The 15,585-nt window shown below is 60.4% G+C and carries 11 protein-coding genes; 4 read left to right on the top strand and 7 right to left on the bottom strand.

Translation table 11 applies throughout. The features are described 5' to 3' along the window. Window positions 1-42: 42 nt before the first annotated feature. The gene (locus ACFC20_RS07410; protein ID WP_091986039.1) at window positions 43-843 is read right to left on the bottom strand and encodes a C39 family peptidase; all 801 of its coding nucleotides are present in this window, start codon (window positions 841-843) and stop codon (window positions 43-45) included. A gap of 249 nt (window positions 844-1,092) precedes the next feature. Here ACFC20_RS07410 and malT point away from each other — a divergent pair, with 249 nt between their 5' ends. Further along, a complete protein-coding gene (gene malT / locus ACFC20_RS07405) occupies window positions 1,093-3,849 on the top strand; it encodes an HTH-type transcriptional regulator MalT (RefSeq protein WP_375192441.1) in 2,757 nt (918 codons plus the stop codon). A gap of 7 nt (window positions 3,850-3,856) precedes the next feature. Here the strand turns inward: malT and ACFC20_RS07400 are convergent, their stop codons facing one another. From ACFC20_RS07400 to ACFC20_RS07390, 3 genes are all read right to left on the bottom strand, one after another. Then, window positions 3,857-4,489: a DUF2238 domain-containing protein gene (locus tag ACFC20_RS07400; RefSeq protein WP_375192440.1), complete on the bottom strand. Its 633-nt coding sequence runs from the start codon at window positions 4,487-4,489 to the stop codon at window positions 3,857-3,859. Then, the gene (locus tag ACFC20_RS07395) at window positions 4,490-6,259 is read right to left on the bottom strand and encodes an amidohydrolase family protein (protein WP_375192439.1); all 1,770 of its coding nucleotides are present in this window, start codon (window positions 6,257-6,259) and stop codon (window positions 4,490-4,492) included. 220 nt (window positions 6,260-6,479) lie between these two features. Then, window positions 6,480-6,800 (bottom strand): TraR/DksA family transcriptional regulator, encoded by a 321-nt coding sequence (locus ACFC20_RS07390; protein WP_375192438.1) that lies wholly within the window; start codon window positions 6,798-6,800, stop codon window positions 6,480-6,482. 169 nt (window positions 6,801-6,969) lie between these two features. On the opposite strand from ACFC20_RS07390, the gene ACFC20_RS07385 reads away from it, so the two are divergent. The 3 genes from ACFC20_RS07385 to malK all read left to right on the top strand — a co-directional run bounded on the left by ACFC20_RS07385 (window position 6,970) and on the right by malK (window position 11,363). Continuing rightward, on the top strand, window positions 6,970-8,346 hold the full coding sequence (locus ACFC20_RS07385; RefSeq protein ID WP_375192437.1) for a sodium:solute symporter: 1,377 nt from the start codon (window positions 6,970-6,972) through the stop codon (window positions 8,344-8,346). A 255-nt stretch (window positions 8,347-8,601) separates the two neighbouring features. Next, a complete protein-coding gene (locus ACFC20_RS07380; RefSeq protein WP_375192436.1) occupies window positions 8,602-10,215 on the top strand; it encodes an alpha-glucosidase in 1,614 nt (537 codons plus the stop codon). 32 nt (window positions 10,216-10,247) lie between these two features. Next, entirely contained in the window at window positions 10,248-11,363 is a 1,116-nt protein-coding gene (gene malK / locus ACFC20_RS07375; RefSeq protein ID WP_375192435.1) for a maltose/maltodextrin ABC transporter ATP-binding protein MalK, read from the top strand. A 258-nt stretch (window positions 11,364-11,621) separates the two neighbouring features. Here malK and malG read toward each other — a convergent pair whose 3' ends face one another. From malG to malE, 3 genes are all read right to left on the bottom strand, one after another. After that, entirely contained in the window at window positions 11,622-12,512 is an 891-nt protein-coding gene (gene malG, locus ACFC20_RS07370) for a maltose ABC transporter permease MalG (RefSeq protein ID WP_375192434.1), read from the bottom strand. 10 nt (window positions 12,513-12,522) lie between these two features. Further along, window positions 12,523-14,016: a maltose ABC transporter permease MalF gene (gene malF, locus ACFC20_RS07365; RefSeq protein WP_375192433.1), complete on the bottom strand. Its 1,494-nt coding sequence runs from the start codon at window positions 14,014-14,016 to the stop codon at window positions 12,523-12,525. 158 nt (window positions 14,017-14,174) lie between these two features. Further along, window positions 14,175-15,374 (bottom strand): maltose/maltodextrin ABC transporter substrate-binding protein MalE, encoded by a 1,200-nt coding sequence (gene malE, locus ACFC20_RS07360; protein WP_375192432.1) that lies wholly within the window; start codon window positions 15,372-15,374, stop codon window positions 14,175-14,177. Between the last annotated feature and the right edge of the window lie 211 nt (window positions 15,375-15,585).

The following is a 15,585-nucleotide window of genomic DNA, read 5'->3' as shown; positions in this document are numbered from 1 at the left end:
ATTTTATTTGTCTCAGTCCTGACCCGGGGTAGCCCCGGAAGATTAGTTCCGGCGGTAGTGCAGTTGTTTTCGGGTGTTCTCGACACTGCCGTCGGGGTTGTTCTTCTGCCGTTCCAGCAGATTCTGGATGCGCCTTTCGGTGGCCTCGTGAAATGCCGGTATCCGCTCCAGCGCCAGGAGGGTCATTGTCTGGTCATCCACAAAGCGAAGGTCCTCTTCCTTGAGCTCGAGGTTATCAAGCGGTTTGTCACTGCCCGGGAACACGATGAACAGAACGTTGTCGTCCCACTTCTCTTCAAACTGCGCCAGCGTGAAGGAAATGTTTCCGACCGAGGGATCAGCCACATAGGCCCGACCGTCGCGAATGGTGCGAAGCACCACGAAATGCTTGAACCCGGCGTGGTGAATGGGAACGATGGCTGGATGGTCCAGGTCCTTGAGATCATCGATGGTGGCGCGGAATCCACCAGACGGATAGCCGAGGGCCGTCACCAACCGTTTCATGTCGAGCATCGAAAAGGCCCGACGCTCGACAATGCGCTCGCTCTCGCCGTAATGCAGCAAGCCTTCCATAACCTGACGTTCCGACAGGGTTCGCCCCAGGTAGAAATTCAGCACCGTCGTCAGCGCGGCACTGCCACAGCTGTAGTCGTAGGCCTGGCGAACGATGTTCCGATACTTCTGTTCCACCAGAGGCTCTACCCGCGCATCCAGTCTCAGTTCTACCGGACTGGCGTCGACATCCTGCTCGATAACAATGGTGTTCTTCTCGAACGGCTCCACAACGGTGGCTTCCTGCACCATGGTGAATGTGAGAAGGGATCCAGCGAGCACCAGCAGCATGTCAGTCGAACGTCCTGTTTTTATTGGCCCCGACCAGCGCCGGGTTACACGTTGTTACGGTAAGATACCGAAATCACCAGCGCCTGAAAGATAACTGTGCCTCAAATCTGTGGCAGCAACCGCCGGGATGCACACCGCTTTTGAGAACTGGTTCAAGACACCGTTCGGGCAATTGGCAACAGTTGACGATAGGACCCAAAGCCGGTATCAACACTTATCCAGACCCTTCACTTCCTGATGTAGATCCTGATGACAACAACACTGAATCCGGGACAGATCACCTTTATTGCCGCCAAGAACCAGAGCCCGGTACCGCCTCCTGCCCTGTTGCCCAGAGAGAAGTTCAACGACCTGCTCCACGGCCTGGAACCGGTCAGCCTGCTTCTGGTGCATGCACCGGCCGGCTACGGCAAGACCACCACTATTGCCGAACGATTGGCGACGCTTGAGGCCCGCTCGGCGTGGTTCCGGCTGGAATCTGGCGACAACGACCCGGGTCGGTTTGCCGGCTACCTGGCCAACGCTCTGAACGAGGCCACGGGCGGCGCCTGTGAAGGCGTGCTGGCCAGCCTGCAGACCCGTGGCTACGCAAACCTCGAATCGTTTCTCACGGACCTGCTGGCAGCGCTGCCCCAGGACGACCAGCCACTGTATCTGGTGCTGGATGATTACCACCTGATCAGCAATCCAGACATCCATGACTCACTGCGTTTCCTGCTCCGACACCTTCCGGGCTACCTCACCCTGGTTCTGGTCAGCCGCACCGTTCCGCCGGTCGGGGTGGCTCAATTGAGGATGCAGGGCAGGCTCACGGAGATCACCAGCCGCCATCTCGGATTCACCCCGGACGAGGCCCAGCACTATCTGCAGGCCAGACTGCCGTTCGAGGCCTCGAGGGAGGACATAGAACGTGCGGTGCGCAGGGTCGAGGGATGGATCTCCGCTCTCCAGTTGTTGTCGGCCTCTTCCGCCACCAGCATCGAGTTCAGTGAGTTCGTGGATCAGCTGGAACAGGGCAATCAGAACATTTTTGATTATTTCGACGAACTGCTCGGCAGTGATCTGACCGATCAGCAGCGGCGGTTCCTGATGCGAACCAGTATTCTGGACCGGTTCAACGCCGGCATGGTGATGCGGGTTATGGACGACACCGACGGTCAGGCGCTACTGAGCAGCCTGCTCTCCATGGGTCTGTTCATTACTCCGGTGGACAACTCCGCCCTCTGGTTCCGGTACCACCCTCTCTTTTCAGTGTATCTGCGCCATCTGCTTACCTGTACCACCCGCGAGAACCAGCGCGACCTTCACCAACGGGCAACCGATGCCTGGCTGGAGCTCAACCACGCGGAAGAAGCAGCCAAGCACGCCATTGCGGCAGAAGATCCGGAGCGCATCACCCGGGTACTGACTCTTCACGGTCGCAAGTTCTTCACCGAGGGCCAGTTCAGCCTGCTGCAACGCTGCCTGGACACCCTGCCCCAGGAGATTATTGCCGATGATCCCACGCTGACCCTGCTGCGAGCCTGGGTGGCCCAGGGCCAGTACAAGTTCGATGAAGTGGAGAACTGGCTGTCGGCAGCGGAGGCCCGGCTGCAGGCCTCCATGAGCCAGGACACCCAGCGAGCTGTGCACGGTGAATTCAGCGCGATCCGGGCGCAGGTGGCCATGAACTACGGCGACGGCGACCGGGCCCTCGTTCTCGCCCGCGAAGCAATAGAGCAGGAGGCCCGCTTCCTGCCAACCTCGCGGGTGGCCGCCGCCTCGGTGATTGGCGAGGCGCTGTTTGTGAAGGGCGAACTGGAAGAGGCGCTGGCCAGGATGCAGGACACCGAGCACCTGGCCCGCGCACACCAGGCGCACCAGAACGTGCTCTGGGCCCTGTGCCAGCAGAGCGAGATCAGCGTGGCCATGGGGCTGCTGCAGAAGGCCTACAATATCCAGGAACGCGCTTTCCAGTACGCCGAGGAAAACCACCTGAACCATTTGCCGATCCTGGAATTCCTGTTCCGGATCCGCAGCCAGATCATGTGGGAGTGGCACCACCTGGAGAGCGCTGAGCGCTGCGCCCTTCAGGGCATCGAAATTCTCGAGGCCCAGGGCGAACGCTGGTACGTGCAGAGCTACACCTCCCTCGCCAAGGTGGCCCAGGCCCGTGGCAGGCAGAGTCTGTGCGCCGATTACATTGCCAAGATCCAGAAGATGCTGGCCTCCAGTGACTATCACCTGGACTGGGTCGCCAATGCCCACGCCACCATGCTTTCCTACTGGGACGCAGTGCGCGATCACGACGCCATCCAGCGCTGGCTGACCATCGCCCCGCCCTGCGATCCGGTGTCGGCAACCAACCATTTCAACCAGTGCAATGGCCGCAACCAGGCCCGGGCATTGATCAGTCTTGGCCAGTACGAGCTTGCCCGGCCCCTGCTGGAGGCGCTGACATCGGTGGCCGGCGAGTTCGGTCTGAAAACCGACCTGAACCGCAACCACATTGCCCTGGCTTATCTGTATTGGCAGCTCGATGATCGCGACACGGCCTTGAGCCACATGAAAACCGCACTGGAGCTGGCCAGCACCACAGGTGCGGTGGGCAGTTTTCTGCGCCTCGGCAAGGAGCTGATTGTTCTGCTCAAGGCGCTGATCAACGAACAGGCTATTGAAGGAATGGAGCTCCAACGGGCCGAACGCCTGATCCAGCTGGCGCAGCAGCAACGGGATTTCAGCCGGGCGATCCGGATTTCTCTGGACGAGGCCATCATTCAGGACATCATTGACCGCCCGGATGTGCCCGAGCTGATCCGGACCTCGCCGCTTACCCGCCGGGAATGGCAAATTCTCAGCCTGATTCACGCCGGCCTCTCCAACGACCAGATTGCCGAACACCTGAAGGTGGCCTCGACTACGGTCAAGACCCACATCCGCAGCCTGTATCAGAAGCAGAACATCAGTCATCGCTCGGAGGCGATCGAACTGGCCAAGGACCTGCTGAGCAAGATTCAGGGGGATTAGTGTCCCGTCACCGGGCGGTTGCAGGGCCTCCCCGGGGTAGCAGTTGGAGCTGCCGATCATGCAGCCGACCCAGCAGCATCAGAGCAAGAATGGCACCGGACAACGCCCAGGCCATGTCGGACTGGGTGTCCCAGACATAACCCTGAGTGCCAAGGAACGACTCTGCAGCCTCTTCGCTCAGCAGTGCCACCCACCATTCGATGAGTTCGTAGAAAGCACTCAGGGCCAGGCAGAAACACACGATAAAGAAAGACGGCCAGCCCCGGCGCGCAAACACCCCGAAACGGATCACCAGTTCGCGGGCGATCAAGGCCGGAACGAAGCCCTGGGCAAAGTGCCCGAGCTTGTCGTAATTGTTGCGCTGCCAGCCGAACCAGTCCCGGAACCAGTCAAAGGCCGGCACCTCGGCATAGGTGTAGTGACCGCCGACCATCAGGATAACCGCATGCACAAGGATCAGCTGATACACCAGCGGGGTCAGCGGGTAGCGAAAATAACACCAGATCACCAGGCCAAAACCGATGACCGCGGGCAACACTTCCAACACCCAGGTCATCCTGTCCCTCGGATCTATGGCAGACCACAAAAACACCGCGAGAAAGGCGATAACCCATGCCAGGGGGGCCAGTCTGTCAGTCATTCACGCTCCTTCCGTTACTGTCTGCTCCCTTGCGCCAGCCCTGAGGAAGCGACCGAACCCCCTGTCGCGGCCAAGATCCGGTTCGACCTTACCCTCGGTGACCGCCTTGCGCCCGTTGATCAACACATGTTTAACACAACCGGGCACCCGGTTGACCATGCGCTCAAGACCGAAATTCTGCATTTCCGCCCATTCCACTCGCTCCAGATCCTGGTCCAGCCCGCGGGGGTCCAGCACGACGACATCGGCCCGGTCACCCACCCTCAGATGGCCCGCGTCGATACCCAGCCAGTCGGCCTGTTCACCGGTGAGGCGGTGAACCGCTCGCTCCAGTGACATGATCGGAGCACCTTCCTCGTGGCTGTCGCGCACCAGCTTGAGAAACCGCAGAGGCAGGTTGTAGAAAGCCATGTTGCGGATGTGGGCACCGGCGTCGGAGAAGGTGATCAACGCGCCGGGATGCGTCACCATCTTCCGGAGGCGGTCCTGCCGGTGATTGCCCACGGTGGTGAACCAGCGTAATGCTCGGCCATGGGCCACGACCATGTCCAGGAAGAAGTCCACCACGTGAACACCCCGTTCCGCCGCAAGATCCGCAAAGTTGCGACCAACGACGGACGGATCGGGGCAATCAAGGATCACCGCATCGCCAAAATCCCGCTGCCAGACCCGGGGCGAGAGCTTCTCCTTGTAGAACTTGCGAAACTTGCGCCGGTACTGCTCGTCTTTGAGCAGTTCGTTGCGCTCCAGCTGGTCGCGGATATCCAGCGCCATCTCGCCGGCACCGAACTCCTCGAACAGGACGGTGTCCATGCCATCGGCGTAGACGGTAAAGGGTGTCGGCAACAACTGCCAGCGGAAGTTTCCGCCCAGGGTATTGGCCAGCCAGCCCACCAGGCTGGCCATAGGCCGCACGGTGGGGTTGCCCTTGAGGTCGATCATGGCAATCAGGGTGGTCTTCAGGGGGCGGCGCAGCCAGCCCAGGGTTTCCCTCAGGTACTGGGTTACCTGGAGAGGGTTGGCGGCGTTGGGTGCACCCTGATGCACCCGGCCGTAGCGCCGCAGGATGCGGTTCAGGCGGCTCACCTCCCGCCAGCGGGCATAGGTGCTCGGCAGGCTCTTGGACCATTCCCGATCGCCGTCCACCTTGTCCCACTTCAGGCACATGGTCGACAGGCCGAGAAAGCCTTCCTGCAGGGCCTCCTCCAGCAAACCCTCCATTCGTGCCTGCTCCGCTCCGGTAGGGGTGACCGCCCGGTCGGTTGCACGGTGCAGCCCCATCACAGCCGTGCGCAAGTCGCTGTGCCCCAGGAAACTGATGACGTTGGGGCCCAGGGGATGGCGATCCACAAACTCGACCCACTCCCGGGGCGAGCGCCAGGATTTGTACTCTTGGAGTATGGGCAGGACCTTTTCCCGGGGTACGGTCTCTACCCGGGTGAAAATGTCCGAGGCATCCTCGGCCTCGGAGCAGACCATGCTGAGCGAACAGCTGCCAATGAGCACCGTCGTTACGCCGTGTCGCACAGACTCCGAGAGCGAAGGCGACACCAGCAACTCGGCATCGTAATGAGTGTGGGTGTCCAGAAAACCCGGTGTGACCCAGCAACCTCGGGCATCAATCACCTCGCCCGCCAGGGCGTGATCGGGTTCCTCGTCAAGCAGGCGGGTAACTTTCCCATCTTTGATACCCACATGGGTCATTCGGGAGGGTTGGCCGGTTCCATCGAAGTAGCGGCCGCCAACAATAAGGGTATCGAGCAGGTCCACGGTGTCGGGCTTCCTTGTTATTGGTCTGATGCTGTTGTTGTTCTGAAGCTTCAGTCTAGCCAGACCAGGACAACATTTCCTGCCGTTCCCGTTGGCGAAAACGCTCAGGACTGCGGTTTAACGAATTCACATCTGACTGTGGCCGTCGATGCGGAGCGCAGCGGATATCTGTATCAGATCAGCTCGCAGTTGCCACCGTCCCTGCCAGTTTTGAACGGCCTCAGTCGTCCGCGCAATCCACACAGACAGTGGTATAGGGCAGCACCTGCAGACGGCGCGGATCAATCGGCTCACCGCAAGACTCACACTCGTCGCCCACGCCGTTTTCAATGCGCTCCAGGGCCCGCTCGATCTGGGCGAGCTCGGCCCGGGTCTCGGTTTCCAGGGAATCCACCACTTCGTCATTCTGGGTCTGGGTGGCCTGCTCCTCGAAGTCCTTGTCCAGGGCGCCGTCGGTGCGATGCTGGTGCGCCTCATAGCGGGACAGCCGGGCGGTAAGGTCTGCCCGCAGCGTTTCCAGTTCCGATTTCCGGTTCGTCATAGTGCCTCTCCTGCCCGTGCGGGGATCACATGTGCCTACAGTAAAGCATAAGCTGAACCTTGAATTGATGCCTGTCAAAAACGGGACACCGGTGTGAACCTCGCCCGAATAACGCCGTTATGGCACTATTGCGCCAGCGCTATTTCCATTCCCGGCGGAGAATCACCTGATGTTGTACACCACATTCGCGGCCATTGCGGCTGCCATGATCCTGTTTGCCTGGCTGGGGCTTCGGGCCCGGTTCGCTGACGGCGGCCTCGATGACTATGTCACCGCCCGGAACAGCCAGGGCGCCAGGGCACTGGGGCTGTCGTTTCTGGCCTCGGGAATGGGCGGCTGGATCCTGTTTGCGCCGCCCGAGGTAGGCGCCCTGGTAGGCCCGGTGGCGCTAGCCGGCTATGCCCTCGGGGCGGCACTGCCGTTCATCGTTTTCGCGTTCTGCGGTCCCGCCATCCGGCGCTTCCTGCCGCAGGGCCGAAGTATCGGAGAGTTTGCAGATGCCTGTTACGGGCGAGGCGTTCGCCACTACGTTTCCCTGATTTCCGTGCTTTACATGCTCTGTTTCCTGACCGCTGAACTCACCGCCATCGGTGCCATTACATCACTGCTGTCCGGCGTGGATGGTCGCATTGTGGTGATTGGCGTGGCGGTTACCACCCTGCTCTACACGGCGATCGGGGGGCTTCGGGCCAGCATCGTGACCGATCAGTGGCAGGCCGTGCTGTTGATTGGCCTGCTGGCTATCGTCAGTTTTGTGGCTCTGGGCAAACTGCCGGAGACTGCACCGGCGGCGCTTCCGGATATCCCGACCTCGTCTGCCCTGAGCGTGGCCCTCACCCTGATCATCGCGGTAACCGCTGCCAACCTGTTCCACCAGGGCTACTGGCAGCGGCTGTGGTCGGCCCGGGATACTGATGCACTCAGCCGGGGTGCATTGCTCGGCGGTGTGGTAACCATTGGCGTGGTGGCGGTGGTCGGTGGCCTCGGCATTATGGCCGCGATGAGCGGCGCCGATCTTGGCAGCCCGCCCATTCCCTTTTTTGCACTGCTGTCCGATGCGCCGGCCTGGCTGGCACTGCCGGCCCTGATCCTGGCGATCACATTGGTGGCCTCATCCGTGGACACCCTTCAGAATGCCCTCGCCTCCCTGGCGGTAACGGAGAAACGGGGGCTGTCCATCGTCAGCGCTCGCTGGTTTATCGTGCTGTTGATGATTCCGGTGGTTCTGGTGGCCTTGCAGGGCATTTCGGTGCTTCGCCTGTTCCTGATTGCCGACCTGCTGTGTGCCACCGCCATCCTGCCGGTGCTGATGGGCCTGTGGGGCCGGATGACCACCCGAGCCGCGATCCTGGGCTGCCTGGCAGGCGTGATTGGCGCCATTCTGCCCGGCTGGCTGGCCGGCGGCAGCCTCATAGCCGGCCTGGAAGCCGCCAGCTTCCCGGGCGGCATCCCGACGCTGATGCCTTTCGTCGGTGCTCTGGCGGGCTCCGGTCTGGTGAGCCTCCTCTGGGCCGGTGTGTCTTCGAAAACAAGGAAAGCAGCGTAACCACGCTCGGTATCGCCTGCCAGGGCCCACTCACACTGCCCTGACAATCAAAACGGTGACGCCCCCGCCCGGGGGCGTCTCCCGGTCTCACCCCTACTACGCCCCCCTCCTCCCCCCAACTACGCCAACAAAAAGTAGCGCAGGAGGATGAATGGCAGCGCCGCCGGCCGCAGTATGACTCAAGTCTAGTTGGGTAGTTCTTCTCCCACTCTCAACAATAAGAATGTTTACCGCCGGTTTAACAAGCGAGGCTACATGATCAAGAACCCGGACTGGTGGCGTGGCGCCGTCATCTACCAAGTTTATCCACGCAGTTTTTACGACTCCAACGGCGACGGCATTGGCGACCTGCCGGGCGTCACCGCGAAGCTCGACTACATTGCCAGCCTGAACGTAGACGCCATCTGGCTGTCGCCGTTCTTCACCTCGCCGATGAAGGACTTCGGCTACGATGTCTCCGATTACCGCAACGTGGACCCGATTTTCGGCACCCTTGAGGACTTCGACGAACTGATCGCGGAGGCCCACAAGCGCGACTTGAAGATCATGATAGACCAGGTATTAAGCCATTCCTCAGACCAGCACCCCTGGTTTGTTGAAAGTCGCGCCAGCCGGGACAACCCGAAAGCCGATTGGTACGTGTGGGCCGATCCGAAAGCCGACGGCACGCCTCCCAACAACTGGCTGTCGGTGTTCGGCGGTTCCGCCTGGGCCTGGGACAGCCGTCGCAGGCAGTATTATCTGCACAACTTCCTGACCAGCCAGCCGGACCTGAATTTCCACAACCCGGCGGTGCAGGCACAGGTACTGTCGGATGTGAAGTTCTGGCTGGATCGCGGCGTGGACGGCTTTCGCCTGGACGCCATCAACTTCTGCTTCCACGACACCAGGCTTCGGGACAATCCGGCCAGCAACGCGGTGGCTGAAGGCTCCATAGGCGTGCGCAAGGAAAACCCCTACGCCTACCAGTTCCACAAGTTCGACAAGACCCGGCCTGAGAACATCGAGTTCCTGAAACGCCTGCGGGCCCTGCTCGATCAGTACCCCGGCACCACTACCGTGGGTGAAATCGGCGACGATAATTCGCTACAGACCATGGCCGACTACACCAGCGGCGGCGACAAGCTGCACATGGCCTATTCCTTCGACCTGCTTACCGAGCAGCACGGTGCCGACTTCTTCCACAAGACCGTCAACACCATTGAAGGCAAGCTCACCGACGGCTGGCCCTGCTGGGCCATCGGCAACCACGACGTTGCCCGGGTTGCTACCCGCTGGAACGCGCAATCCGAGCAGCAGCTAAAGGCCTACATGGCCATGCTGCTCACCCTGCGTGGCAGCGTCTGCATTTACCAGGGCGAGGAACTGGGGCTTACCGAAGCCGAACTGCGCTACGAAGACCTTGTGGACCCTTACGGCATCAACTTCTGGCCCGAATACAAGGGCCGCGATGGCTGCCGCACTCCCATGGTCTGGCATCACCAGGAGTCCCACGCCGGCTTCTCCGATGCGCGGCCATGGCTGCCGGTTTATGATGATCATTACAACGCCGCGGTGGCGATCCAGCACGCCGAAGACAATTCGGTACTGGCGGCCTACCGGGCATTCCTGGGATGGCGCAAACACCAGCCGGTGCTGCTAACGGGCGACATCGAGTTCAGAAAGAGCCCCAGTAACACACTGGTCTATACCCGAAGCCTGGATGGCAAAACCCTGATGGTCGCCCTGAACCTCAGTGACACCCCGACCACCATTGCCATGGCCGATGCCGGCATCTCCGAACCGGACACCCCGGATTTCGTGGGTGGCCAATGGCACGGCAAAGAACTGACCCTCGGACCCTGGGGCGTGGATATCGCCCGGATCTGAGACCTCACTGAACCAACAAGAAGACGAGACTTATGGCCAGCGTCACTTTACGCAATATCTGCAAAAGCTACGACGAAGCCCAGGTAACCCGAAACGTGAACCTGGACATCCAGGACGGCGAATTTGTGGTGTTTGTCGGGCCTTCGGGCTGCGGTAAATCCACACTGCTGCGCATGATCGCGGGGCTGGAAGACATTACCTCAGGCGACATGTACATCGGCAACGATCGGGTCAATGACCTGCCCCCGAAAGAGCGGGAAGTGGGCATGGTGTTCCAGTCCTATGCCCTGTATCCGCATATGGATGTGGCCGAGAACATGGCCTTCGGCCTGAAACTGGCAAAAACCAACAAGGCCGAGATCAACCGTCGGGTCCAGGACGCTGCCAACCTGCTGCAGCTGGACAAGCTGCTTGAGCGCAAGCCAAAAGATCTCTCCGGCGGCCAGCGTCAGCGGGTGGCCATTGGCCGGACCATCGTCCGCGAGCCCGAGGTGTTCCTGTTTGATGAACCCCTGTCCAACCTGGACGCCTCCCTGCGTGTGCAGATGCGCATCGAGATCTCGCGTCTGCACAAACGGCTGGGAGCCACCATGATTTACGTGACCCACGACCAGGTGGAAGCCATGACCATGGCCGACAAGATTGTCGCTCTGGACAACGGCGCCATCGCCCAGGTGGGCAAGCCCATGGAACTCTACCACTACCCGGCAACCCGGTTCGTGGCAGGCTTCATTGGCTCCCCGAAGATGAACTTCATCGACTGTACTGTGGCCGCTGCCAGTGCCCAGGCGGTCACCGTGGTACTTCCCGGCAACCACAAACTGGAGCTACCGGTAAACGGCAACGGGCTTACAGAAGGTGAAACCGTCACCCTTGGCATCCGCCCCGAGCACCTCACCGAGGGCCAGGAGGCGGACATGTACCTGGAAGGCGAAGTGCACGTGGTTGAACGCCTGGGTTACCAGACCCTGGTGCACCTGGATGTGAACAACGTAGAGGGCGTGCTTACCATGCGCACCGATGGCAGCAATCCGGTTCAGGAAGGCACCCGCGTGACCCTGGGCATGAACGCCAACAAATGCCACCTGTTCCGGCAGGACGGTACCGCCTGCCCCCGCCTCTACCGCGAACCCTGCATCGACTTCTGACCCACCCCCGAGGGGCCGCTGGCCCCTCATTTTTTCGATCTGTCGTCGCCCCTTGAGGGCTTACTCCTTTGGCCGGTTCTGTCACGTACCGGCCTTTTTTTATGGGCACAAAAAAAGCCCGGTCAGCAGGGGGGAAAGTAACCTGACCGGGTCGCGAAAGTTAACGCTGGAAGACGCGATACTCGCGTAAGGGCCGCACGGGATCTTCCGTGCCGGCCCGGGAGAGACTTCAGGGAAGTCGGGGGAACAACAACGGCATCATCCCTTGACGCCACCGGCGGTCAAGCCGCCGACAATCCATTTCTGGCAATAGAGGAAGATCACGGTAATGGGCAGGCCCGAGAGCACCGCCGCGGCCGCGAAGTCGCCCCACAGATAGTTCTGCTCATAGAGGTACTGCTGGGCACCCACCGCGAGAGTCAGCTTTTCCGTGTCAACCAGCAGTATCGACGCCATCGGGTACTCCATGATGGTCATGATGAACGCCAGGATGAACACCACCACCAGGATCGGTACTGACAGCGGCAGCAGAATGTACCGGAATGCCTGCCAGGTCGTGGCGCCATCCACAATGGCCGCCTCTTCCAGGGAGCGGTCGATGGAGTCGAAATAGCCCTTGATGGTCCAGATGTGCAGCGCCATGCCCCCCAGCGAAGCCACAATCACCGCCCCATGGGTATTCAGGCCCAGCCAGCTCACGTGGTTGCCGATCTGGTCGAACAGCGCATAGAGGGCCACCAGCGACAGCACCGGTGGGAACATCTGGAAAATCAGCATGGATTTGAGCACAAAGCCCTTGCCGGCAAACCGCATACGCGCAAAGGCGTAGGCGCTGGTGGTGGACAGCGCGAGAATCAGTACGGCGGATATGACGGCTATCTTGATGGAATTCCACAGCCACAGCAGCACCGGAAACGGCGGCTGGGTAGTGACACCGTCTTCCCCGGTGTAAGGAATACCCAGCGCCAGGTACCAATGCTCCAGCGAGGGGTTTTCCGGCAGCAAGCTGCCGGAGGCGAAGTTACCACTGCGGAACGAGATGGAAATCACCATCAGCAGTGGAAACAGGATGATCGCGATGAACGCCAGCATCCCGAGGTGGGACGCCAGCACGCGGTATTTGGTGGAGCGGGGTTCAACCATGGCCATAAAAAGCTCCTTACACCTTGATCTTGGACAGCTTGAGATTGATCAGAGACAACGCGCCAACCACCAGGAAGATTGCGGTGGCAATGGCGGCGGCCAGACCAAAGTTCTGCCCGGAGTCCTGGAACGCAATGCGGTAGGTGTAGCTGACCAGCAGGTCGGTGGTACCGGCCGGGGTGCTGGCACCGATGATATCCGGAGCACCCCCGGTGAGCAGCGCAATCAGGACAAAGTTGTTGAAATTGAACGCGAAGCTGGCGATCAGCAACGGCATCAGCGGCTTGATGATCAGTGGCAGGGTGATATTGAACAGGTTGTTCACCGGCCCTGCGCCGTCCATGGCCGAGGCCTCGTACAGGTCCCGGGGGATCGCCTGCAGCAGGCCCATGCACAGCAGCATCATGTAGGGGTAGCCCAGCCAGGTATTCACGATCAGGATCATGGTGCGGGCCAGGGCCGGATCGCTGAACCAGTCGGGACGAACGCCGAAGAGGTTTTCCAGTACCAGGTTGATCTCGCCGAAGTTCTGGTTGAACAGCCCCTTGAACACCAGTATCGAAATAAAGGCCGGAACCGCGTACGGCAGAATCAGCATGGTGCGGTAGAAGCCCTTGCCCCGGATCTGGTCCCACTGCAGCAGGTTGGCCAGAAGCAGGCCGAGCGCCAGCGTGAACACCACCGTCGCCACCGCAAACGTCAGCGTCCAGACGAAGATCTGGAAAAACGGCCCGCGAATCGACGGATCGGTAACAACCTTGACGTAGTTGTCCCAACCAATATTCACGGTCCAGCCGGGCACCAGTTTCTCACCTTCCGGGCTGACATAGAATCCGATGTCATGGTCGGGGAAATAGGTCACGCCGGTCTGCTGGTTGGTCAGGGTGCCGTTGTCGTGCAGGGTGAACTGCGGATGAATCGCGGCGAAGGATCGCAGCGACGCCTGGCTGAGTTCCCGGTTGTCATCGGTAATCAGCTTGAGACCGGCCAATTCCTGGCGGAGTTTGATCACATCCCGTATCTGCAGCGGCTCGCCGTCGGGAACCGAGGTGGCCGGGAACAGAGGAGCCCGGGTTTCACCGGCCGCCAGATTGATGGGCGGGGTTACCAGATCCTGATGCTTGCCCTCAAGGTAAAGAACATAGCCATCCGGCGTCTTGTAGGCATCGAAATCATAGCGCACGGAATCGGACTGATAACTGCGGCTGAGGAGGTTTTCTTTTACCTGCTCGAAGCTCAGCAGATTGCTGGCGCTGTAGTTGGTAAAGCCGATGCCCACCGTGTACATCAGCGGAAAAATCACGAACAGGCCCATGCCGGCAATGGCCGGAAAGATATAGCGATGCGCGTAGAGCTTCCTGCTCACAAAAACCGCCACTGCAGAGGCAGTCAGCACCAGGAACAGCATGGCGAATACGAACTCACGCTGAACGTAGAGCGCCAGGATCAGGTAGAGCGCAGCGGCGACAAGTACCGCCAGTGCACCCCACTTAAGAAAGACTCGGGTCATGGTAGGTCTGCTTTCAAAACCGGAGGAGGACAGGGTATCGGTTATCATTGTAGTCAGCCCGCAGAAGACCGTTGCCCGTTTGGCAACGGTCGGGTGTCACACAGGTCCCAACATCCGCCAACCGGTCCGCGTACGGCCGGTCGGCGGTCAAGGGCCTATCAGCGGGTAATCCGCTGGGCCGCCGCGTTCAGTGCGTCTTCAACAGGCTGGCGGCCAGAGGTAATGTTCTGCAACGCCGGCCCCATGGACGACCAGAACGCTCCCATGGCGGGAACGTTTGGCATGGGCTCACCCAGCTTGGCGTTCTCGAAAGTGGCCTTGATGTGAGGATTCGACGACAGCTCCTCCATAAATTCCTTGTTGGCCACCGCACCCAGGGGAACGTCGCTGTTGACCATTTTCAGGCCCTTCACGGAGAGCGCGTAATTCTCGAGGAATTCCACGGCCAGGTCCTTGTTGGGGCTGGCGGAATTCAGGGTCGCCGCCATCACACCCACCATCGGCTTGCTGGGCTCTCCAGCCACTTTCGGAAGTGTGGTAACGCCAAAGTCGATACCGCTTTTCTCCAGGTTGCCCCAGGCCCAGGGGCCGTTGATCATCATCGCGGTCTCGCCCTTGTTGAAGCTGGCCTCCATGGCGCTGTAATCGGCACCGCGGGGCATCACACCTTCTTCAATGAGCATTTTCAGGGTTTTCGCGCCCTTGATAGCGCCCTCGGTGTTCACACCGGTGTCGGAAACGTCCACCGTGCCGTCAGCATTTTCGCCGAAGATGTAGCCGCCGGCAGCGGCCAGCATTGGCCAGGTAAAGTAGGTGTTGTTGTAGTCCCACAGAATCGCCCGCTTGCCGTCTTTGGCCAGCTCCTTGTGAATGGCGGGGATTTCCTCGAAGGACGCCGGGGGCTCCGGCAGCAGGTCCTTGTTGTAGATCAGACCGATGGATTCCACGGCCATCGGGTAACCGTACTTCTTGCCGTCCACGGTGACGGCGTCCCAGGTGAAATCGTAGTTGGCGTCAATGACCTCCTGGGAAGGCTTGATCTCGGAGATGATGCCACTCTGGGCCCACTCGCCGAATCGGTCATGGGCCCAGATAAAGATGTCGGGGCCGTTGCCGGTGGCGGCGGACTGCTGGAACTTGTCGGTTGCGCTGTCGGGATGGGCAACTTCGACAGGGATTCCGGTTTCCTCGGTGAACCAGTCACCGACCTGCTGCAGGCCATCGTACCCCTTGTCACCATTAATCCAGACAACCAGCTTGCCTTCCTCAATTTCAGCGTAAGCGGGCGCGGAAACACCGAAGGTGGCAGCAATAACGGACGCGGCGAGGGTACTGCGGATAAAAGTTCGACGATTCATCAGGTCATTCCTCTGTGTGTTCTTGCCTTATTGTTGTTTTCCGGCCAGTCGCGAGGTGGTTGGGCCGGACCGAACGCAAAGGTTTCTTTTGCGAGTCTTGGCACTGTGTGACAAATGTCGCGACTACGCATCACCCCTTATTTCATTCACCGAGGCGTAGTAGAGGGGAGTAGTCAGGCGTAGAAAATTCCGTCTACCACCCCTCGGCGGA

The sequence above is a fragment of the Marinobacter sp. genome (assembly GCF_041984545.1).
Taxonomy (GTDB): Bacteria; Pseudomonadota; Gammaproteobacteria; order Pseudomonadales; family Oleiphilaceae; genus Marinobacter.
This window is presented reverse-complemented; position numbering and strand designations above follow the sequence as displayed.

What these genes read in the sequence shown, in the direction of transcription:
- malG (WP_375192434.1), bottom strand. Translation starts at nt 12,512, where the DNA reads ATGGCCATGGTTGAACCCCGCTCCACCAAATACCGCGTGCTGGCGTCC.
- ACFC20_RS07410 (WP_091986039.1), bottom strand. Translation starts at nt 843, where the DNA reads ATGCTGCTGGTGCTCGCTGGATCCCTTCTCACATTCACCATGGTGCAG.
- malE (WP_375192432.1), bottom strand. Translation starts at nt 15,374, where the DNA reads ATGAATCGTCGAACTTTTATCCGCAGTACCCTCGCCGCGTCCGTTATT.
- malF (WP_375192433.1), bottom strand. Translation starts at nt 14,016, where the DNA reads ATGACCCGAGTCTTTCTTAAGTGGGGTGCACTGGCGGTACTTGTCGCC.
- ACFC20_RS07390 (WP_375192438.1), bottom strand. Translation starts at nt 6,800, where the DNA reads ATGACGAACCGGAAATCGGAACTGGAAACGCTGCGGGCAGACCTTACC.
- malT (WP_375192441.1), top strand. Translation starts at nt 1,093, where the DNA reads ATGACAACAACACTGAATCCGGGACAGATCACCTTTATTGCCGCCAAG.
- ACFC20_RS07385 (WP_375192437.1), top strand. Translation starts at nt 6,970, where the DNA reads ATGTTGTACACCACATTCGCGGCCATTGCGGCTGCCATGATCCTGTTT.
- ACFC20_RS07380 (WP_375192436.1), top strand. Translation starts at nt 8,602, where the DNA reads ATGATCAAGAACCCGGACTGGTGGCGTGGCGCCGTCATCTACCAAGTT.
- malK (WP_375192435.1), top strand. Translation starts at nt 10,248, where the DNA reads ATGGCCAGCGTCACTTTACGCAATATCTGCAAAAGCTACGACGAAGCC.
- ACFC20_RS07400 (WP_375192440.1), bottom strand. Translation starts at nt 4,489, where the DNA reads ATGACTGACAGACTGGCCCCCCTGGCATGGGTTATCGCCTTTCTCGCG.